At 45.1% G+C, this 20,947-nt stretch carries 18 protein-coding genes; 14 read left to right on the forward strand and 4 right to left on the reverse strand.

Features of this window, described 5'->3' with window-relative positions; all coding sequences use genetic code 11:
* The first annotated feature begins 473 nt into the window (after window positions 1-473).
* Window positions 474-4,454 (forward strand): trifunctional transcriptional regulator/proline dehydrogenase/L-glutamate gamma-semialdehyde dehydrogenase, encoded by a 3,981-nt coding sequence (gene putA / locus Xedl_RS11575; protein ID WP_074023850.1) that lies wholly within the window; start codon window positions 474-476, stop codon window positions 4,452-4,454.
* 183 nt (window positions 4,455-4,637) lie between these two features.
* On the opposite strand, the gene fliZ is transcribed toward putA, so the two are convergent.
* The 3 genes from fliZ to Xedl_RS11590 form a co-directional block, all read right to left on the reverse strand.
* Window positions 4,638-5,153: a flagella biosynthesis regulatory protein FliZ gene (gene fliZ / locus Xedl_RS11580; RefSeq protein ID WP_074023851.1), complete on the reverse strand. Its 516-nt coding sequence runs from the start codon at window positions 5,151-5,153 to the stop codon at window positions 4,638-4,640.
* Window positions 5,154-5,206: 53 nt separating this feature from the next.
* On the reverse strand, window positions 5,207-5,929 hold the full coding sequence (locus tag Xedl_RS11585; RefSeq protein WP_074023873.1) for an RNA polymerase sigma factor FliA: 723 nt from the start codon (window positions 5,927-5,929) through the stop codon (window positions 5,207-5,209).
* A gap of 274 nt (window positions 5,930-6,203) precedes the next feature.
* Entirely contained in the window at window positions 6,204-7,190 is a 987-nt protein-coding gene (locus tag Xedl_RS11590) for a flagellin N-terminal helical domain-containing protein (RefSeq protein WP_074023852.1), read from the reverse strand.
* Window positions 7,191-7,465: 275 nt separating this feature from the next.
* On the opposite strand from Xedl_RS11590, the gene fliD reads away from it, so the two are divergent.
* The 4 genes from fliD to Xedl_RS25730 all read left to right on the forward strand — a co-directional run bounded on the left by fliD (window position 7,466) and on the right by Xedl_RS25730 (window position 11,304).
* The gene (gene fliD, locus Xedl_RS11595) at window positions 7,466-8,962 is read left to right on the forward strand and encodes a flagellar filament capping protein FliD (RefSeq protein WP_074023853.1); all 1,497 of its coding nucleotides are present in this window, start codon (window positions 7,466-7,468) and stop codon (window positions 8,960-8,962) included.
* 12 nt (window positions 8,963-8,974) lie between these two features.
* Window positions 8,975-9,385, forward strand: coding sequence for a flagellar export chaperone FliS (fliS, locus tag Xedl_RS11600; protein ID WP_074023854.1), 411 nt, complete (start codon window positions 8,975-8,977; stop codon window positions 9,383-9,385).
* Window positions 9,385-9,759, forward strand: coding sequence for a flagella biosynthesis regulatory protein FliT (fliT, locus tag Xedl_RS11605; protein WP_074023855.1), 375 nt, complete (start codon window positions 9,385-9,387; stop codon window positions 9,757-9,759). The genes fliS and fliT overlap by 1 nt, the downstream gene beginning before the upstream one ends.
* 969 nt (window positions 9,760-10,728) lie before the next feature.
* Window positions 10,729-11,304: a C2H2-type zinc finger protein gene (locus tag Xedl_RS25730; RefSeq protein WP_143187425.1), complete on the forward strand. Its 576-nt coding sequence runs from the start codon at window positions 10,729-10,731 to the stop codon at window positions 11,302-11,304.
* A gap of 175 nt (window positions 11,305-11,479) precedes the next feature.
* Here the strand turns inward: Xedl_RS25730 and fliE are convergent, their stop codons facing one another.
* A complete protein-coding gene (fliE, locus tag Xedl_RS11615) occupies window positions 11,480-11,791 on the reverse strand; it encodes a flagellar hook-basal body complex protein FliE (RefSeq protein ID WP_074023856.1) in 312 nt (103 codons plus the stop codon).
* A 239-nt stretch (window positions 11,792-12,030) separates the two neighbouring features.
* Between fliE and fliF the strand changes: the two genes are divergently transcribed.
* From fliF to fliN, 9 genes are all read left to right on the forward strand, one after another.
* Window positions 12,031-13,743 carry a flagellar basal-body MS-ring/collar protein FliF gene (gene fliF, locus Xedl_RS11620; protein WP_074023857.1) on the forward strand — a complete coding sequence of 571 codons (1,713 nt, stop codon included), beginning with the start codon at window positions 12,031-12,033 and terminating at the stop codon, window positions 13,741-13,743.
* Window positions 13,740-14,732: a flagellar motor switch protein FliG gene (fliG, locus tag Xedl_RS11625; protein WP_074023858.1), complete on the forward strand. Its 993-nt coding sequence runs from the start codon at window positions 13,740-13,742 to the stop codon at window positions 14,730-14,732. Before fliF ends, fliG begins: the two co-directional genes overlap by 4 nt.
* A complete protein-coding gene (gene fliH / locus Xedl_RS11630) occupies window positions 14,725-15,429 on the forward strand; it encodes a flagellar assembly protein FliH (protein ID WP_074023859.1) in 705 nt (234 codons plus the stop codon). The genes fliG and fliH overlap by 8 nt, the downstream gene beginning before the upstream one ends.
* The gene (gene fliI, locus Xedl_RS11635; protein WP_074023860.1) at window positions 15,429-16,793 is read left to right on the forward strand and encodes a flagellar protein export ATPase FliI; all 1,365 of its coding nucleotides are present in this window, start codon (window positions 15,429-15,431) and stop codon (window positions 16,791-16,793) included. The genes fliH and fliI overlap by 1 nt, the downstream gene beginning before the upstream one ends.
* Before the next feature lie 138 nt (window positions 16,794-16,931).
* Window positions 16,932-17,378 (forward strand): flagellar export protein FliJ, encoded by a 447-nt coding sequence (fliJ, locus tag Xedl_RS11640; RefSeq protein ID WP_074023861.1) that lies wholly within the window; start codon window positions 16,932-16,934, stop codon window positions 17,376-17,378.
* On the forward strand, window positions 17,375-18,841 hold the full coding sequence (locus Xedl_RS11645; RefSeq protein ID WP_074023862.1) for a flagellar hook-length control protein FliK: 1,467 nt from the start codon (window positions 17,375-17,377) through the stop codon (window positions 18,839-18,841). Before fliJ ends, Xedl_RS11645 begins: the two co-directional genes overlap by 4 nt.
* A gap of 214 nt (window positions 18,842-19,055) precedes the next feature.
* A complete protein-coding gene (gene fliL, locus Xedl_RS11650; protein WP_074023863.1) occupies window positions 19,056-19,532 on the forward strand; it encodes a flagellar basal body-associated protein FliL in 477 nt (158 codons plus the stop codon).
* 5 nt (window positions 19,533-19,537) lie between these two features.
* A complete protein-coding gene (fliM, locus tag Xedl_RS11655) occupies window positions 19,538-20,545 on the forward strand; it encodes a flagellar motor switch protein FliM (protein WP_074023864.1) in 1,008 nt (335 codons plus the stop codon).
* Entirely contained in the window at window positions 20,538-20,945 is a 408-nt protein-coding gene (gene fliN, locus Xedl_RS11660) for a flagellar motor switch protein FliN (protein ID WP_074023865.1), read from the forward strand. The genes fliM and fliN overlap by 8 nt, the downstream gene beginning before the upstream one ends.
* The last annotated feature ends 2 nt before the right edge of the window (window positions 20,946-20,947 follow it).

Here is a 20,947-nt window from a genome sequence, read left to right on the forward strand (position 1 = left end):
ATGTGTTATTTGTGTAAATAATATCATCTGTGCGCGCAGTACTCCCAAGTGATACTTCGCTTTTTATCAGGCTGCGACAACAGTTGCACCTGAAGATGATATTAGTTTTCATACGCACTATTTACACTTGTAATTATTTTAAAATTACATTCTATCCTAGTTTAGCCAAAACATTTTTAACAACTAATTAACTGTATTTTTATAAAAAACGCTTGCTAAATCACATTTATCACTCCAATAGTTGCACCTGAAATTAAATAACTGGTTATACCTAAACTTTGCACAATTAAAATAAAACCCATAAATATCAATATAATAAATAGAAATTTATAACAAGACTCTCTGAAAAAATAATAAAAACAAGATTAATTTCACAAATTTAGAATGATCACTTTTAACGAAGTTGCACAAAGTTGCAACATGAAAGATATTGTTATGTAACTTGTTCTAGTTTTACCTATTAAGGAGTGAAAATGGGTAGTACCACTATGGGTGTAAAGCTCGATGAAGCAACACGTAATCGCATAAAAGCCGCAGCACAACGAATTGAACGCACCCCACACTGGCTAATTAAGCAAGCCATTTTTAATTATCTTGAACGTCTGGAAAATGAGGAAAAACTCCCAGAAATATCAGCGGATCAGGATAACAAAGAAGAATTGATTTCCGAAGTAGAATCACCGATTGAGGCGTCTTATCAACCATTTCTGGATTTTGCCGAACATATTTTACCCCAATCGGTGAAACGTTCGGCAATTACTGCGGCCTATCGCCTCCCCGAAATCCAAGCGGTTCCTATGCTGCTGCAACGTGCACAGCTATCTGAAGAACAAGCCAAGGCAACGCATCAGCTCGCTTATTCTATTGCCGAAAAGCTGCGTCAACAAAAACAGGGCATTGGCCGCTCAGGTTTGGTTCAGGGATTGTTGCAAGAGTTTTCACTTTCTTCACAGGAAGGTGTGGCATTGATGTGCCTCGCCGAAGCCCTGCTGCGTATCCCCGATAAAGCAACCCGTGATGCCCTGATCCGCGATAAGATCAGTAATGGCAACTGGCATTCCCATTTAGGCCAAAGCCCCTCCATGTTTGTCAACGCTGCAACATGGGGCTTGTTGTTCACTGGCAAGCTGGTATCTACCCATAATGAAGCCAAGTTATCCAAATCCCTGAACCGTATTATCAACAAAAGCGGCGAGCCGTTGGTGCGCAAGGGTGTGGATATGGCAATGCGCTTGATGGGTGAACAATTTGTGACGGGAGAAACCATCGCCCAAGCCCTTGCCAACGCCCGTAAACTGGAAGAAAAAGGCTTTCGCTATTCTTATGATATGCTCGGCGAAGCTGCATTAACCGAAGAAGATGCACAAGCCTATATGGTTTCTTATCAGCAAGCGATCCACGCCATTGGCAAGGCATCAAATGGCCGTGGTATTTATGAGGGACCAGGAATTTCTATCAAACTTTCCGCCCTGCATCCACGTTATAGCCGTGCCCAATATGAACGTGTTATTGAGGAGCTCTATCCTCGCCTGCTTTCCCTGACCTTACAGGCTCGTCAATATGATATCGGTATCAATATTGATGCAGAAGAAGCCGATCGTCTGGAAATTTCCCTCGATTTGCTGGAAAAATTGTGTTTCGAACCAAAGCTGGAAGGCTGGAACGGTATTGGTTTTGTCATTCAAGCTTATCAGAAACGTTGTCCTTTCGTCATCGACAGCATTATTGATTTGGCACAACGCAGCCGTCACAGGTTGATGATCCGTCTGGTGAAAGGGGCTTACTGGGATAGTGAAATTAAACGTGCCCAAATCGATGGTTTGGAAGACTATCCGGTGTATACCCGCAAGGTCTATACCGATGTTTCTTACCTTGCCTGTGCCCGCAAACTGCTCTCTGTCCCTAATTTGATCTACCCGCAATTTGCTACCCACAACGCCCATACTTTATCTGCCATTTATCATCTGGCGGGACAAAACTATTATCCGGGGCAATATGAATTCCAATGCCTGCATGGCATGGGTGAACCGCTTTATGAACAAGTCGTCGGCAAGATCTCAGAAGGTAAACTCAATCGTCCATGCCGCATTTACGCACCGGTAGGCACACACGAAACACTACTGGCTTATCTGGTGCGGCGTTTGCTGGAAAATGGAGCCAATACTTCATTTGTCAATCGCATTGCCGATACGTCACTGCCGATTGACGAATTGGTTGCTGATCCGGTAAAAATCGTACAGGAATTGGCGCAAGCTGAAGGGCAAATCGGCTTGCCTCATCCTAAAATTCCTCTGCCCCGTGATTTATATGGCAAAAACCGTGTCAATTCATCAGGGTTGGATCTCGCCAATGAACATCGTTTAGCTTCTCTTTCCAGCGCCCTGCTCAGTTCTTCAATGGAAACGTGGAATAGCGAACCGTTATTAGGTGGCGATTACCAACCGACAGGAGAACTGCCGGCGCTTAAGCCTGTGAACAATCCCGCCAGAAACTCCGATATCGTGGGTTATGTGCGCGAAGCTACTGAACAGGAAGTTAGCTATGCGCTGGATGTGGCTACCGATGCCGGCACAATTTGGTTTGCCACTCCCCCTTCAGAACGTGCCGCAATTTTAGTCCGTGCAGCGGAGTTGATGGAAAACAATCTGCAATCCTTGCTCGGCATTTTGGTTCGTGAAGCGGGTAAAACATTCAACAATGCGATTGCCGAAGTACGCGAAGCGGTGGATTTTCTCCACTATTATGCAAGCCAGGTTCGCCAGGATTTCGCCAATGATACCCATCGCCCACTAGGACCTGTGGTGTGTATCAGCCCGTGGAACTTCCCGCTGGCAATTTTCACCGGTCAAATCGCGGCTGCATTGGCAGCAGGTAATAGTGTTCTGGCCAAACCCGCAGAGCAAACACCACTTATTGCCGCCATTGCAGTAAAAATATTGCATCAGGCTGGTATTCCTCGCGATGTACTGCAATTATTACCCGGACAAGGGGAAACAGTAGGTGCATTGCTGGTCGGTGATGAGCGTGTACGTGGTGTCATGTTTACCGGCTCTACCGAAGTCGCCAGCTTGTTGCAGCGCAATATTGCTGGTCGCCTTGATGCACAAGGTCGCCCGACACCGTTGATCGCAGAAACCGGTGGCCTGAATGCCATGATCATAGATTCCTCCGCGTTAACCGAACAAGTTGTTACCGATGTCATCGCTTCCGCTTTTGACAGTGCCGGCCAACGCTGTTCTGCCCTGCGTATCCTGTGTGTTCAGGAAGATGTCGCTGAAAGAACGATCACTATGCTGAAAGGGGCGATGGCTGAATGCCGGATGGGGAATACTGAGCACTTATTTACAGATATTGGCCCCGTCATTGATGCAGAAGCGAAAGCGGGTATCGAGCGTCATATCCAAACCATGCGTACCAAAGGCCGGACAATTTATCAGGCGGTATATGAAAATACCACAGATAGCCAAGAGTGGTCACAAGGCACTTTCGTTAAACCAACGCTGATTGAACTGGAAAGTTTCGATGAATTGAAGAAAGAAATTTTCGGGCCAGTTCTGCATGTCGTCCGTTTTAAACGTAGTGAGTTAGATAATCTGCTGGAGCAGATCAACGCTGCCGGCTATGGCTTAACATTGGGAGTCCATACTCGTATTGATGAGACCATCGCCCAAGTCACAGGCAAAGCGAAAGTCGGCAACATATATGTCAACCGCAATATGGTGGGTGCAGTCGTCGGCGTGCAGCCGTTTGGTGGTGAAGGCTTGTCAGGTACAGGACCAAAAGCCGGAGGGCCTCTGTATCTGTATCGTTTGCTGTCACAGCGCCCTCTCAATGCTGCCAGCCAAACCCTGGAACGGCAGGATACAGAATATGAGCTTGATGCCAAAGCCCGTGTTGACCTGCACTCGCCGCTCTACAAACTGGCAAATTGGGCAACCGAGCAGAATAATGAAGGATTGAATCAGGTAATTCAGGAATACAGTTTACTGGCACAAGGCGGAACAATACGCCTGTTACCAGGGCCAACCGGAGAGCGCAATACTTATGCCTTACTGCCGCGCGGTCATGTTCTTTGCCTTGCAGACAACGAACAAGACACATTGGTGCAATTAGCCGCGGTGCTTTCTGTCGGTTGTCAGGCAATTTGGGAAAAAGACGAACTGCATCAAGGGTTACATCGTCAGTTACCTAATGAGGTTCGCCAGCATATTTATTGGGTCAACGATTGGCAGAATGAAGAAACAGCGATGGAAGCGGTTATTTATCATGGTGATTGTGACCAATTACGCCATGTGTGTGAAGTGATTGCCCAACGTAAAGGGCCGATTATTTCCGTACAGGGTTTTGCCCGTGGTGAAACCAATTTACTGCTAGAACGCTTACTGCATGAGCGTTCATTAAGTGTTAATACGGCGGCCGCAGGCGGTAATGCCAGCCTGATGACCATTGGTTAACATGAAACAGCGAATGTCATTTTTTGGTGCAAGTTATTTCTGATAAAGCCATTTATTTAGTCATTAAAATAAGTGGCTAAATTAATCCGTTCAACGTAAATATACATAGAGGGGAGTGCGTGATAATCGCATTCCCCTCTGAAATCGTTTCAATTTAATAACATTACCTGTCGGTATAATTAATCAATGACGACCACTCTGTTGCCAGCTCAAATATTGTTCATATTTACGCAGGGCAATATTATAATTGCTAAACGCAGATTGAGATAATTCCTCACTGAGTTTTTCCTGGATCTTTTCCGGCGTAAACTCACTGGTTGGATAATTACTTGAAGTCAGTAATTCATCCAAACGCCTTAAACGAACCACATACTCACGTACAGTACTATGACTCATCTCTGTTTGCTCAAACAGATACTGTTTAAATGACATAATGTCGAAATAATCAGTCTGGCTATTGCAATAAATTTCACTACAAAAGCGGCACAGCGCCACAAATTTACCCTGCAACTCATTCCAGGTTTTGTCATCCACCAATTCAGTCATCTCAGAAATAGCTTCCTTATTGATGACCTGACCGTTAAAAACCAGCGAAATACGGTCGAGGGTTTTATGACAGTGCAGACAATGAGTCTGGCTATGTTTATAATCTTTGATATAACGGCTAAGAGGCCGTTTCTTTTGTGTTGTAATAGACATAAGAGATAAAGCCCTGTGTATAGTCTTAACAAAAAAAACAAACAAGCAAAAAGTTACTGTTCTGGATTCAAACGTGCTCTCAGCCTTTTTATCGCCTGGCTGTGAAGCTGGCTTACGCGGGATTCTCCCACATTAAGCACTGCGCCGATCTCTTTAAGATTCAGTTCTTCCTGATAGTACAACGTAAGAACCATCTTTTCTCGTTCAGGTAACGATTCTATGACCTCGATTACCCGCTGGCGAAGATCACCTTCCAGTAATAGTTGAAGAGGGTTGGTTTCATGCTCTTCCTCAATCACTGGCTCACAGCTTTCACCGTGAATTTCGTGCCATTCGTCATAAGAAAACAGTTGACTGTTATTCGTATCTAACAGTATTTGCCGATATTCTATCAGATTAATCTTTAATTCTTTAGCAACTTCCTGCTCACTGGCTGGACGGCCTAACTCTTGCTCAAGTTTACGGATGGTTTGCGTGACTTCACGTGCGTTACGCCGCACACTACGCGGAGCCCAATCACGGCTCCTCAACTCATCCAACATTGCACCTCTGATGCGCTGTACCGCATAGGTGGTAAAGGCGGTTCCCTGCATGGAATCAAACCGCTCCACCGCATTCAGTAAGCCTATGCCACCGGCCTGAAGCAAGTCATCGAGTTCTACGTTGGCCGGCAATCTGACCTGTAGCCTCAATGCTTCATGGCGAACCAGGGGTACATAGCGCTTCCAGAGGCTATTTTTGTCCATCACGCCTTCGGCGGTATACAAATCGCTCACAACAACAGACACCTTTGGATAAGAGACTGGATACCATTATCCAATCCCCTAATCGGTCCAATCGTTGGAACAATGAAGTAAAAGCACTTCTTTTTCACCTATGCGAAATTTTTGCTGTCCGCCCAAATGCATAATCAGTTTCAGGCTGTCCTTGACAATCTTGATAAAAACACTAACTAAATACTAAAAAATAAGGATCGGCGCACCGATCCTTATTTTATAAGCGTTGTTTATGCAGGTTACCCTGCATAGTTGCCTAACTGGAAAATAAAAATTAACGCAGCAGAGACATAACGGATTGTGGAATTTGGTTCGCCTGAGCCAGAACAGCAGTACCCGCCTGTTGCAGGATCTGGCCACGGCTCATATTAGAAACTTCAACCGCGTAGTCAGCATCTTCGATACGGCTGCGAGCAGCGCTCAGGTTGTTAACGGTGTTGTTCAGGTTATTAACGGTGGATTCCAGACGGTTTTGTACTGCACCTAAGGAGCTGCGCAGGCTGTCAACTGTAGCGAGAGCGTCGTCTAATTTTTCCAATGGCTTTTCTGTAGGGTTTAGAGTCCCTTTTGCTTCTTTTGCTGTTTTAAGTTCTGTATTTGCCTCATTAAGCTTCGCTTGTAAATCCGGCTTTTTCTTATCATCTGTTTCGGCCTTTAATTTTTCCTGAGCGTCTTTTACTTTAGCTTCAGCGTCTGTTACTGCTTTTTTTTGCGTTGCATCTTGTTCTGATGCAACTCTAAACTCACCCAGACCTAATGTTCCTTTATCAATTTGTTTCAGATCAATTTTGATAACTTCACCATCACTAGCACCAACCTGAATAGTCATTGATTTGGCTTTTTCACTCAGTACTTTTACATCATTAAACTGAGTTTGCTCAGAGATACGGTCAATTTCCGCCAAACGCTGATCGACTTCTGCCTGAATGGATTTCTTGTCACTTTCAGAGTTAGTGCCGTTTGTAGACTGAACAGCCAGTTCACGAATACGTTGCAGGTTGTTATTGATTTCGTTCAGCGCACCTTCAGTAGTCTGAGCAATGGAAATACCGTCGTTTGCGTTACGGGAAGCCTGATTCAGACCTTTAACGTTAGCAGTAAAACGGTTAGCGATCGCTTGACCAGCAGCGTCATCCTTCGCGCTGTTAATACGTAAACCAGAGGACAGACGCTCAATAGCAGAGCCTAAAACGCCTTTAGATCTGGTCAGGTTATTTTGCGCCAGCAGAGATGAGTAGTTAGTATTAATAACTGATGCCATAGTAGAGTTCCTTTTAAAATCAAGTCGATATAATGAGTTTGAGCCTTTTGCTCACGGTGTTCATCACCGCCAACAGTTTTATCGGCTCCTTAAAAAGAACCTTTAATATTTCTTGAAAAACTTTTTTATTTTTTTTCACAAAATTTCCCGATAACCCAAATAGCGCCTGTTCTCATCAACTATTCCAGCCATCAAAAAAATTATTTTGTCAGTAAACTTTTCGCAAATTAGTCCGATAACACACCCAGCGATGCTTTTTACTAAAAGGAGTCAATATGGCTAGCATTTCCTCAGCAGGAGCCACATCTGGGATATCTGGGATACTGGATCAACTTGAAGTAAATGAAAGAAAACGTTTACACCCAATAACGCAGCAACAAAGCAGCTATAACGCGAAACTAACCGGTTTTGGCACATTAAAAGGCAGTTTGGAAAAATTAAAGAGTGCATCCGAAGAACTCAAAAAATTCGATAAACTCAATACCACTAAAACCAGCGAAGATCATAAAACATTTACCCCAAGTACGGATTCTAAAGCCAGTCCGGGTAACTATGTCATTGAAGTTCAACAGCTTGCCAAGGCTCAGTCTTTGCAGTCTCAGGCATTTCCTGATGTAAAAGCCCCATTAGGGGAACAAGGTAAAGGTACTCGTACCATTACTATTACGCAGCCAGGTGAAAAAAAAACCGGTGAAGAAAAAGAAAAGCCAATTCTTATTTCCCTGAAAGATAATGAAACTTCTCTGGTTGAAATTCGTGATGCAATTAATAAACAAGAAGGCAATGTTAATGCCAGCATTATCAAAGCAAAAGATGATAAAAACTATTTGATACTGACTTCGAAAAAAGCCGGCACAAAATCAGTCATGACTATCAAGGTTGATGGTGATGATAAACTGAATAATCTGCTGAACTACAAGTATAACAATGAAGGTGTCGGCTCTGGTGCAATGAACCAAGTGGTGGAACCTGCCAATGCAAAATTAACAGTCAATGGAATTGAGATTGAACGCCAAACTAATGAAATAAAGGATGCACCAGAAGGTGTTATTCTAAATCTGAAAAAAGTCTCAGAATCAAAATCAGAAACAGTCACAGAACAAGTTCCGGGAAAAAATGGCACAACCGAAACCAAAACCATAACCAAAGAAATATTTAAATCAGAAACACTGGTTGTTTCCCGTGATATCGAACCAATGAAAGAAGCAATCAAAAAGTGGGTTGATGCTTATAATGAAGTACAGACTACTTTTACTTCATTGACAAAATTCAAGCCTGTTGCAAAAGGTGAAGCAGCTTCGAAAGACAATGGGGTCTTATTGGGTGATGGTACTTTAAAAAATATTCAAAGCCAGCTAAGACAACAATTGTTTGCGGCACAACATGTTGATGATATCGCTACCCTGAATAAACTGGGCATCAAACAAAAAGAGGATGGTAAGCTGGAAATTAGCAACGAAAAACTGGAAAAAAACCTGAAAGAGAAACCTGCCAACGTTAAGGCTTTCTTTATGGGGGATGGAGAAAAAACCGGTTTTGCCACCCAGAATTTTAATTTATTGAAAAAAACGCTAGATAGCCATGAAGGGACTATCGATGCAGCAACAGAAGGTATTAAGAAGAGTCTGAAAACACTGGAAAGACAAGCAGAACAGACTAACAGAAACATTGATGCCACAATGGCGCGCTATAAAAAACAATTCATTGAACTGGAAAAACTGACTACTTCAATGAATCAGGCAGGTTTATCCTTGGCTCAGCTTTTAAGATAAAAAAGGACACCAATGTATCAACGTTCGGCAAGCCAGTTATACGCTCAGGTAGATCTTGAGAGCGAAATTATGAATGCCTCTCCCTATCAGTTGATTCAGATATTGTTCAACGGGGCGCTTAGCGCCCTGCGTCGTGCAATCATTCTGATACAACAAGGGAATATTCCAGAAAAAGGGTTAGCTATTTCAAAGGCGATTAATATCATTGATAATGGCCTCAAAGAAGGATTAGATTTCGAAAAAGGCGGTGAGATTGCCCAGAATCTTTTTGCTTTATATGATTATATGAGCCGCCGTTTACTCCATGCCAATTTACGCAATGATGAGAAGGCTATTACCGAAGTGATTGATTTACTTTCCGAGATTTCCGACTCTTGGCGGCAAATAGATCCTCATTACAACGCCAGTCAGGATATTGTTTAATGAAAAATGATATGGATCTTTTGTCAGCTTATCAGCAGATCCTTAGTTTAAGTGAGCAAATGATTGATTTAGCCAGAAATGAAAAGTGGGATGAACTTGTTGATATGGAAATCACTTATCTGAAGGCAGTAGAAGTGGTGACTTTACTATCAGGAAATTCAGACGCACCTATTCCATTACAACAGCAATTGACCAAAATTTTGCAAACTGTCTTGGATAATGAAAAAGAAACTAAGAGATTGTTGCAAAGAAGGTTAAATGAACTCAGTGACCTGATTAAACAGGAAAGTTGTAAACAACTTTTACATGATACATATGGACAGTTCCCAATCAATAACTATGAGATGGAGTTAACAACAACTGAATCAAAATAGATATCACAAAGGCACGAGTGATTCCATTTAACAATAACTCTGATTAATGGTGTCATTTATTTTTTATTTCAGGTGGTGTCAATTCGTCACTATCATTTTTTTTGGTTAACCTAATTCGGCACTTTATTGTATTGATATTTTGCAAACAATCAAGGTATCTTATATAGTTTTTAACAAAAATTTAACCATCAAATGATAGTGGCGATTCCTATTCTAGGAGGCAATTAACAGGCGATATTATCAACACGTATTATTTTTAATTAAAAGGCGAATAATACAAATCAAAATATCTGATAATGATCGGCACCGAGTTTAAGCACCGTGGTATCATTGATAAATACAAAGGGACTGATTCTCTGGTTGCACATAGTGCCGCTTTCGATTCATGCAAACGAAAAACTCACTATTGCCCCATGTGTGCCCAAAAAATTAATGCGAAAAAATAAATAAATTTGTTATATACCTAAACCTGCATATTCATATTTTCACTATTAACAAAACGATTTAAAACCTGCCGGATTAACGGCTGATAACCTAATCCATTGAGATCTGCTATCATTTTCAGGTCTTCTATCAGAGACTTATTCAACCTGATTGAAATTGACTGTAAGTCTAGTGCCTCATTAATCAGTTTTTCCGTAATATCATCAGATACTTTAACGTGAGCCTCACTGCAACCAAGCTCACCGCTTTCCCATGCCTCATCAGTTTATCTGCTCATTTCTCTGTTCCTAGGCCGTATTTTCTGTAAATTCTCAATTCATCTTCGTTATCCAAGCAAATCGGCTACGCGATGGGAACGGGTGGCAGCATGGGTTATTCCTGTAACCACTCAGGGAATGGATACAGGAATATTTACTTTAGTTTCAGATGGTAATTAATTGTTCAGTATTATTCGTTTGTTGTTAGAGTGGAATAGGTTTAATAGTAGCCAGAGTAAGATCTATTCGTTCATTCATGGAGGTTTTTATGCCTGGTCCGTTTGTCTGCTACACTTGTCAGAAAACTTTTACTACTCAAGAAGCACGTCAAATTCATGAATTAAGGCATGGAGAAAACAGACCACATTCTTGTACTTTTGAGAATTGCGGATATACCTTTAAAACTAAGCGTGACTTAGCTAGGCATATGCGAGCACATACAGGGGAGATATTTTTTCAGTGTGAGGTTTGTAAAGTGTGCTTTACCCGTGGCTTTAATTTAAATCGACATGTAAAAACTGTTCATGCAAATCAGCCCATGACACAAAATTTTCCTACCCATCCTCTAACATTAAATGATTGGGCCGTACTTGAGGAATTTATAGAACCAGATTCATTACATCCAAGACGGTCTATCGGCACTAGAGCCGGAACATCTGGACTACCTCAGCCTTCATCTTCTACTCAAAGTCATTCTCAACAAGCAGGAGGCCCAATAGGACATCAAAGACAACCACAACGGTATGGACCAATGGCAACAACAAGCTCTGCATCACTTACTCCTGTTAGGTCTCGACCACGTGATCCTGTCGCTGCACAATTAAATGCTGCTGATTTAGATTAAGAAGGATTTTCTTCATCTCCAACTGGATTACCATCACTTAGTAGTTGGTTTGGGAAAAAATAGCAACATGAAAGTTCATAACTCATAACACCTCACCTCCCAGCATCATTTGCTCTGAGGTGGTGGTGTGTTATTTGCCTGCATAATCTTCGCTCTTGTTCCGCTAGATAAGCATCTAAACCTGCATATTCATAATCTCGTGATACGCGCTAACCAGTTTATTTCTCACTTGAATACCCATTTGCAGAGAAATGCTCGATTTTTGCATATTCACCATGACATCATTTAGCTCCACTCCTGGAACTCCCAGCGTGAAATTTTGTGCTTGCTTCGTCGCACTCAGGCGTGTTTGGTTTATTTTTTCCACTGCCGCAGTCATTTGACTGGCAAAACCGCCTTGTATTGGCATGGGTTTGGCAATATTTGCTGCTTGTAAAGCCTGAACCTGCATCTGTTGCAGCACACCTTCAATTGCCGGAATTGACATAAAAACCTCGCGTTAAATCACCCTATTGATTATGTGATGACACCGTAACATAGCCTTTCTGAACTAAAGCGGGTAATTGAAGTAAAAATTCGAAGCTTATTGTGCCATTAAAAGAGGTGTGAACAGCGAATAATGATGGGATTAATAATAGGAAGAATCTTTTCGCTTGCGTATGGGGAGTCTGTTTTGTTACGCCACGCTTTTAGTATTCATGTTGACCAGCAAGGCAAGGATCGTCTATGAGTGCAGCAACAACCGACGTTGAAAACCACAATAAAGGCTTCAACGCTATCATCAGCAGGATAAAAGCTGATCCAAAAGTTCCGTTATTAGTTGCTGGCTCCGCTGCCATCGCTATCTTCGTCGCCCTGTTTCTCTGGTTGCGCAGTCCCGACTATCGGGTACTTTACAGCAATCTGAGCGATAAGGATGGTGGCGAGATTGTTACGCAATTAACCCAAATGAATATCCCTTACCGTTTTGCCGAGGATGGCGCGGCACTTATGATACCTACCGATAAGGTACATGAGACTCGCCTGAAACTGGCACAACAAGGGCTGCCCAAAGGGGGAGCGGCAGGTTTCGAACTATTGGATAAAGAAAAATTCGGTATCAGCCAGTTCAGTGAGCAGGTAAATTACCAACGCGCGCTGGAAGGTGAGTTGGCTCGTACCGTCGAATCACTGGGACCAGTCCAGAGCGCACGCGTCCACCTGGCTCTGCCTAAGCCTTCTTTGTTCGTTCGTGAACAAAAATCGCCGTCAGCCTCAGTGACCGTGGGGCTGCTACAAGGCCGAGTGCTGGATGAAGGACAAATTAATGCCATCGTGCATATGGTTTCAAGTAGTGTTGCTGGCTTACCCGCCAGTAATGTCACGATTGTAGATCAATCCGGTCGCTTGTTAACACAAAGTGATGCCACTAGCCGCGATTTGAATACCACTCAGTTGAAATATACACAGGAAGTGGAAAACCGTTTCCAGCATCGGATTGAAACCATCCTGGCGCCGGTGGTTGGCCGTGGCAATGTGCATGCACAGGTCACGGCACAAATTGATTTCTCTCGGCGCGAAGAAACCGCAGAAGAATATAAACCTAACCAGCCACCAAACCAGGCGGCTGTCCGTTCTAAACAAAGCAGTACCAGCGAGCAAAGCGGCGGGCCACTGGTGGGTGGCGTTCCTGGTGCATTATCAAACCAGCCAAGTGCTGCACCAAGTGCCCCCATTGAAAAACCGAATGCAAATGCCAAAGGCAACGGTGACGAAAAACCTGACCAACAGCGCAGTAACACTAACAAAAACAATGGTTACGAGCGTATGTTAAGTAATAACCGCAACAATCGATATGACGAAACCACTAACTATGAAGTGGATCGCACTATTCGTCATACCCAATTGCAGGCTGGCGCAGTGGAACGCCTTTCGGTTGCAGTTGTGGTCAACTATGCCACCGTGAAGGGAGAAAATGGCCCTGAAACACAAGCGCTGACACCAGAACAGCTAGCACAAATCGAAGCACTGACTCGTGAAGCAATGGGCTTCTCTACTGCCCGTGGCGATAGCCTGAATGTGGTTAACACACCGTTCAATGACACCACCGAAGTGATAGAACCTTTGCCATTCTGGCAGCACCCTGCCCTGCTGGAGAAATTGTTAGAAGCAGGTCGTTGGTTACTGTTGGTACTGGTTGCATGGCTACTGTGGCGTAAGATGATCGTGCCACAAATCGCTAAAAAACGTGCCGCGGAAAAAGCTGCGCTGGCAGCGCAAAAGAACCCGCCGAAACCGCAAACAGAAACCCATGCTGAATTGGATGAAAAAACGCGCCGCAAATTGGCTCGCCAACGTGTCAATGTTGAGCTTCAAAGCCAGCGTCTGCGTGAACTTGCAGAAAAAGATCCTCGCGTCGTCGCGCTGGTGATCCGTCAATGGATGAGTAACGAACAATGAGCCTGACCGGAACAGAAAGAAGTGCCGTCATGTTAATGACCCTGGGAGAAGATCAGGCGGCCGAGGTGTTCAAACACCTGAATTCCAGAGAAGTGCAACAACTGAGTGTCGCGATGGCGGGGATGAAACAAGTCTCTAATCAGCAACTGGTTGAAGTACTGGCAGAGTTTGAAGAAGATGCAGGGCAGTTTACTGCCCTCAGCATCAACGCAAATGACTATCTGCGCAATGTACTCATCAAGGCATTGGGCGAAGAACGGGCTTCCAGCTTGCTTGAGGATATCCTTGAGTCCCGTGATACCACGACGGGCATCGAAACCCTTAACTTTATGGAGCCGCAGATGGCGGCCGACATGATCCGCGATGAACATCCGCAGATCATCGCCACCATTTTGGTACACCTGAACCGTGGTCAGGCTGCCGATATCCTCGCCCTGTTTGATGATCGCCTGCGTAACGATGTCATGCTGCGTATCGCTACTTTTGGGGGAGTACAACCCTCAGCGTTGGCAGAACTGACGGAAGTACTGAATAACCTGTTGGATGGTCAGAACCTGAAACGCAGCAAGATGGGCGGTATTCGTACTGCGGCAGAAATCATCAACTTGATGAAAAGCCAGCAAGAAGAAGGGGTCATTGAGGCGGTTCGCTCCTACGATAACGAACTGGCACAGAAAATTATTGATGAAATGTTCCTGTTCGAAAATCTTATCAACGTGGACGATCGCAGTATCCAACGCTTGTTGCAGGAGGTTTCCACCGATTCCTTGCTGGTGGCATTGAAAGGTTGCGATCAGGCATTACGCGATCACTTCCTCAACAATATGTCGCAGCGGGCTGCTGAAATCATGCGCGATGATTTGGCAAACCGTGGCCCTGTACGAATGTCTCAAGTGGAAGCTGAACAGAAAACCATCCTGCTTGTTGTTCGTCGTCTGGCAGAAAGTGGCGAAATGATCCTAAATGGCGGTGACGATACCTATGTCTGATAAGTCGAATAATGGAAACTGGCGGCCGTGGCAACCCGGCGAATTGACTCAGTGGGAAACCCTGCGGGCAAAACTGGAACCCATAGAAGAGGAGCAGGCGCCAAGCGAACAGGATCGGCTGCTGGAGCAAGCAAGAATACTGGACGAGCTAAAAGAGCAAGCTCGTCAGGCGGGTCATGCGCAGGGTTTTGCAGAAGGCCAGATACAGGGCTATGAACAAGGTATTCAGGAAGGCCGCCAAGCAGGACAAGAACAAGGTTTGCAGGAAGCCAAACAACAACAGCAAGTTATTACTGATCAGTGGAAAGCCTTGCTAACGGACTTTAGCCATTCACTGGATGGGTTGGATACCGTGATTGCTTCCCGCCTGATGCAACTTGCATTAACTGCTGCCCATCATATTTTGGGGCAGCCTGCGGTTTGCGATGGCACTGCCCTGCTGAATCAAATTCGCGAATTTATCCAGCAAGAACCCATGTTCAGCGGCAAACCCCAATTGCGTATCCATCCACAAAATATTCCTCTGGTTGAGCAGCAACTGGGGGAAGTTTTGGCGCTGCACGGCTGGCGTTTAGTTGCGGATAACAAACTGCATCCGGGCGGCTGTAAAGTCAGTGCCGATGAAGGCGATATGGACGCCAGTTTGGCTACCCGCTGGCATGAAATGTGTCGTCTGGCAGCACCGGGAGAATTGTGATGACGGCAAGATTGGGTCGCTGGCTGGCAACTTTGGATTCATTAGAAAAGCGTCTGGAAAAAACCCCCAAAGTACGTCGCTATGGACGCCTGACCCGCGCTACGGGTCTGGTACTGGAAGCCACTGGCTTACATATGCCGCTCGGTGCTACCTGCCTGATCGAGCGCCAAAATGGCAACACCATTGAAGAGGTGGAAAGTGAAGTCGTCGGCTTCAATGGCGAAAAACTGTTGCTGATGCCACTGGAAGAATTGGAAGGCATTGTGCCGGGCGCTCGCGTCTATGCCCGTTCTTATGGCGAAGATGCCGGAGCCGGACGCCGCTTGCCTCTGGGAGCGGAATTACTCGGCAGAGTTGTGGATGGTGCAGGCCGCCCCCTTGATGGTTTACCTGCCCCTGATACAGGTTATCGTGCTCCCCTGACAACAACGCCATTTAATCCCCTGCAAAGAACTCCTATCAGCCATGTATTGGACGTTGGTGTTCGTGCCATTAATGCCCTGCTGACAGTGGGACGTGGGCAACGTATGGGATTATTTGCCGGCTCCGGCGTCGGTAAAAGTGTGCTGCTTGGTATGATGGCGCGTTATACCCAAGCCGATGTGATCGTTGTGGGATTAATTGGTGAACGTGGCCGTGAGGTTAAGGATTTTATCGAAAATATTTTGGGCACGGAGGGATTATCACGTTCAGTCGTCGTGGCCGCTCCCGCCGATGTTTCACCTTTGCTGAGGATGCAAGGTGCCTCTTATGCAACGCGCATCGCCGAAGATTTTCGCGACAGAGGTAAACATGTCTTGTTAATTATGGATTCCCTGACCCGTTACAGCATGGCACAGCGTGAAATTGCACTGGCTATCGGCGAACCACCGGCAACCAAAGGTTATCCCCCTTCTGTATTTGCCAAATTACCGGCTCTGGTGGAAAGAGCCGGTAATGGTGTCAGTGATGGCGGCTCCATTACCGCATTTTACACCGTGCTGACAGAAGGTGATGACCAGCAAGATCCGATTGCCGATGCTGCGCGAGCCATTCTGGATGGTCATATCGTGCTATCACGTTCACTGGCGGAATCTGGTCATTATCCGGCTATTGATATCGAAGCGTCTATCAGTCGAGCCATGACTGCGTTGATCGACAATACCCATTATCGGCGAGTACAACATTTCAAACAGTTGCTTTCCAGCTACCAACGCAACCGAGACTTGATCAACGTTGGTGCCTATGCGGCGGGCAGTGATCCCCTGCTTGACAGAGCGATTGAGCTTTATCCTCATATGGCTCAATTCCTGCAACAAGGTATTGACGAACGCAGCGAATACGATGAGGCCTGCACTCAGCTTCAACAATTATTGCCAACATAATATTTTACTTATGGAAATTTAACCAAAAAATACTTTTTCCAAGGGGTATAACATTTATCAATACGGTGCCGATATAAGTTTACTATTGATGTCATTTAATAACGCTGATGTCTGTTGGTGATTAATACGAGGAAATCCATGCAACAACACTCCCCTCTCATGACTTTGCGTGAACTTGCTCAGGATGCGGCAGAAAAAGCAGCATCACAACTTGCACAAATTCGACAAAGTCACCAACAAATGGAGCAACAACTCACGGCATTAATGGCTTATCAGGATGAGTATCGTACCCGTCTGAATGACACGCTCAACAGTGGGATGTCCTGCTCGACCTGGCAAAATTACCAGCAGTTTATGAAAACGCTGGAAATGGCAATTGAACAGCACAGATTACAGCTCAACCAATGGAAAAAGCGTCTTGAACAAGCCATATCACAATGGCAGGAAAAACAGCAACGCCTGAACGCTTTCGACACACTGCAACAACGGGCAGAGCATAATTTGAAGTTACACCAAAATCGCATGGAGCAAAAACAAATGGACGAGTACGCACAACGCGGTGCACAACGGAGAATGAAACAATGAATCTCACTCTTTTGCCTACTGATTTAAAATTCACGGACAAAGGTACGGATAACAGTCAGCCGGCTCTAAATAATGCCGTGAACGGTCACCATTCTTCTCAATTTGGGCAACTTCTTGATGCAGAAACAGCCTCTATGCGCAAGCCCACTACCCAGGCGGATAAAAATAGCCTGAGAGAGGGAAAATCCACCACTGATAAAACAGCAGAAAACGACTGGCCGCAATTAGCAGCAGTGCCAGATAACAACAGTGTAACCAAGGATAAAGCACGGGTAGAAACAACACAGCAAGAAAACAGTGCTGAATTGGCTGTATTAAAAGATGAAGACCTCTTATCAGCCGCCGCATTAAGTGCGGCGATACCCATCCAGCTTGCTGGGCTGCTGACTTCTCAGACAAATTCCGCCGTTCTGGCTGAAAACTCACCAGATTTGATGGGCAATGAGCCGTTAGAAAATAAACTGCTGAAAAATCCATTACCAGAAGATGCATTGCCGGAAAGTGCCTGGCTGGATAGCGAAAACAGCACGGTTAATACACTATTAGGCAGCAATATGAGGTATAGCGGGTTAACTGACACCAATCTTGTTGAACAGTCTAAAGCGGGTGAGCAAGATAAAAACATTCAGCTTTCTGCTAAACAGGAGAGCCTTCTGAACAATAAGACAGAGGGTTCCGTCAGCCTTCAATCTGAATTGGCGCCGTTCACCGCACAATTCAAACTGGCTACCAATAACCTTGCGACCAACAATAAAGCTGAATCTGGCAAGATCCTTACCAAAGAGACAGTTTCAGGTAATCACAAAGATCCAAACCTGCTCCAGATGTCAATACAGGCTACACCAGCATTGACATCCTCAACAGTAGAAACAGCTTCTATCGACTCACCGATGGTATTGGCAACCCCTTCCCTGCTTTCAGCCGGACAACAGCCAATGGGGCAATTTCAGCTTAACAGCACCACGACATCTTTCACGACACCTTTATTGAATGCGCATCTTGGCAGTGAAGAGTGGCAGCAGCAGCTTAATCAGCATGTACTGTTCTTTAACCGTAATGGCCTGCAACAAGCAGAACTTCGCTTACATCCTCAGGAACTGGGAGCGCTGCATATCCGCATGAGCGTAGAAGACAATCAGGCACAATTGCATTTTGTTTCCGCTCATCAGCATGTTCGTGCAGCTCTGGAAGCGGCATTACCAGGGTTACGTCATGCGCTGGCTGAAAACGGCATTCAATTGGCACAAAGCAGCGTTAATAGTGATGCTCAGGGAAACGGACAACAAGCGTATTTTGCTGATAACCATGCCAATAACCCGAACAGTGATGCTAACTCCCATGCTGAAACCCAAGAGTCTGATTTTGCCTCAACAATGGGGATCACAGCCTCCCCTGTATCAGCCATCAGGGTAACACCTCAACAAATTACCTCGACCCAAGGAGGTATTGATACTTTTGCCTGATGAGCACCTAAACATTAACCTAATTTCGTGAGACATCGGATAAAACGAAAACAGGTCAATGACAAACGTGTGAGTTAATGGTTTTTTCCCCGTTTGTTCCAGCCATTGCCGAAACAAAGACGCGGGATAATTGATCTCGATTTTGATGGATAAGGGCTTCGCCACGGAATGCGCGGAGACTTATTCGCAACAGAAAACAGGAATTTATCTGTCCATGTCTGATTATAGCTACGAGCCTAAACGCACAAATCCAATTTGGATGATACTGTTAGTACTGATTGCTGTTCTTGGTGTTGCCATCGGAGGGTATAGCTGGTGGGTAATGAACCAGTCAACCAATAACAGTAGCGAAAAAACCAAAGCCATTGATGCTCCCGTATTTATGACACTGGAGCCTTTTACCGTCAATTTGATCGACAACGAAGAGCATTTCGATCGTGTTCTGTACGTTGGCATCACATTGCGTTTGACTGACGAGAAAACCCGTCAGCGCTTCCATGAATATCTGCCAGAAGTTCGTAGTCGTATGTTGCTGTTGTTATCTCGCCAGAAAGCCGCCGAACTGGCAAAAGATGACGGCAAGATGCATTTGGTGGCAGATATCAAACAGACACTACACCCGACACTAATACCCGGTGAACCCGATCAGGAAATCACCGATGTGTTATTCACCACGTTTATTCTGCGATAATCATAATGAGTGACAATATTCTTTCACAAGCAGAGATCGACGCTCTGCTCAATGGTGACAGTGCCTCTGCTGATGACGTAGAACAAATTGCGTCCCGAGAAAGTGAGGTACGCCCTTACGATCCCAATACGCAACGCCGTGTCGTACGCGAACGTTTGCAGTCACTGGAAATCATCAATGAACGTTTTGCCCGCCAATTCAGGATGGGGCTGTTTAATATGTTGCGCCGTAGTCCGGATATTACGGTCGGCGCTATCAAGATTCAGCCTTACCACGAATTTGCCCGCAATCTGGCCGTACCCACCAACCTCAATCTGGTTCACTTGAAGCCATTGCGGGGAACGGCGCTATTCGCTTTCGAACCCAGCTTAGTTTATATCGCCGTTGATAACTTGTTTGGGGGGGATGGCCGTTTTCCAACCAAAGTGGAAGGCCGTGAATTTACCTATACCGAACAGCGGATCATTAACCGGATGCTGAAACTGGCACTGGATGCCTATCGTGACGCCTGGGATTCGATCTTTAAACTTGAAGTGGAATACGTGCGTTCCGAGACGCAGGTGAAATTCACTAATATCACCACTTCACCGAATGACATCGTGGTGACTACACCGTTCCAAGTAGAAATCGGTGCATTGACCGGCGAATTCAATATTTGTATTCCATTCGCCATGATCGAGCCTCTGCGCGAGCGCCTGACCAATCCTCCGGTGGAAAATATACGTCAGGAAGAGAGCCAGTGGCGTGAAAGTCTAGTGAAGCAAGTTCAACATTCAGAATTAGAACTGGTGGCGAACTTTGTTGATATCCCTCTGCGGCTGTCAAAGATCCTTGAATTGAAAAAAGGCGATGTTTTGCCGATTGAAAGACCTGAACGTCTAATCGTTCACGTTGATGGTGTGCCTGTGCTCACCAGCCAATATGGAACACTGAACGGGCAATATGCTCTGCGTGTTGAACACCTGATTAACCCTGTTTTAACTGCTCTGGATGAGGAAAAGCCCAATGAGTGATGCTAAACAACCTACAGATACCAGCTCGACTGAAGATATGTGGGCAGAAGCGCTGGAACAACAGGCCGCACAGCAAACCTCTGACGGCGGCGCGTCAATATTTGAGAATCTGGAAGTGCAGGATGCGTTAGCCCAACTCTCCGATATTGATTTGATCATGGATATTCCTGTCAAGCTCTCGGTCGAGCTGGGGCGGACTAAAATGACCATCAAACAACTGTTGAGACTGTCACAAGGCTCAGTCGTTCCCCTTGATGGTCTGGCGGGAGAACCCTTGGATATCCTGATTAATGGTTATTTGATAGCGCAAGGAGAAGTGGTTGTCGTATCCGATAAATACGGTATCCGTATCACAGATATCATCACGCCTTCCGAACGCATGCGTCGCTTGAGTCGTTAACT

This window comes from Xenorhabdus eapokensis (assembly GCF_001908105.1).

Coding starts and splice junctions, on each gene's coding strand:
- putA (WP_074023850.1), top strand. CDS start 474: ATGGGTAGTACCACTATGGGTGTAAAGCTCGATGAAGCAACACGTAAT.
- fliZ (WP_074023851.1), bottom strand. CDS start 5,153: ATGTCTATTACAACACAAAAGAAACGGCCTCTTAGCCGTTATATCAAA.
- Xedl_RS11590 (WP_074023852.1), bottom strand. CDS start 7,190: ATGGCATCAGTTATTAATACTAACTACTCATCTCTGCTGGCGCAAAAT.
- fliD (WP_074023853.1), top strand. CDS start 7,466: ATGGCTAGCATTTCCTCAGCAGGAGCCACATCTGGGATATCTGGGATA.
- fliS (WP_074023854.1), top strand. CDS start 8,975: ATGTATCAACGTTCGGCAAGCCAGTTATACGCTCAGGTAGATCTTGAG.
- fliT (WP_074023855.1), top strand. CDS start 9,385: ATGAAAAATGATATGGATCTTTTGTCAGCTTATCAGCAGATCCTTAGT.
- Xedl_RS25730 (WP_143187425.1), top strand. CDS start 10,729: ATGCCTGGTCCGTTTGTCTGCTACACTTGTCAGAAAACTTTTACTACT.
- fliE (WP_074023856.1), bottom strand. CDS start 11,791: ATGTCAATTCCGGCAATTGAAGGTGTGCTGCAACAGATGCAGGTTCAG.
- fliF (WP_074023857.1), top strand. CDS start 12,031: ATGAGTGCAGCAACAACCGACGTTGAAAACCACAATAAAGGCTTCAAC.
- fliG (WP_074023858.1), top strand. CDS start 13,740: ATGAGCCTGACCGGAACAGAAAGAAGTGCCGTCATGTTAATGACCCTG.
- fliH (WP_074023859.1), top strand. CDS start 14,725: ATGTCTGATAAGTCGAATAATGGAAACTGGCGGCCGTGGCAACCCGGC.
- fliI (WP_074023860.1), top strand. CDS start 15,429: ATGACGGCAAGATTGGGTCGCTGGCTGGCAACTTTGGATTCATTAGAA.
- fliJ (WP_074023861.1), top strand. CDS start 16,932: ATGCAACAACACTCCCCTCTCATGACTTTGCGTGAACTTGCTCAGGAT.
- Xedl_RS11645 (WP_074023862.1), top strand. CDS start 17,375: ATGAATCTCACTCTTTTGCCTACTGATTTAAAATTCACGGACAAAGGT.
- fliL (WP_074023863.1), top strand. CDS start 19,056: ATGTCTGATTATAGCTACGAGCCTAAACGCACAAATCCAATTTGGATG.
- fliM (WP_074023864.1), top strand. CDS start 19,538: ATGAGTGACAATATTCTTTCACAAGCAGAGATCGACGCTCTGCTCAAT.
- fliN (WP_074023865.1), top strand. CDS start 20,538: ATGAGTGATGCTAAACAACCTACAGATACCAGCTCGACTGAAGATATG.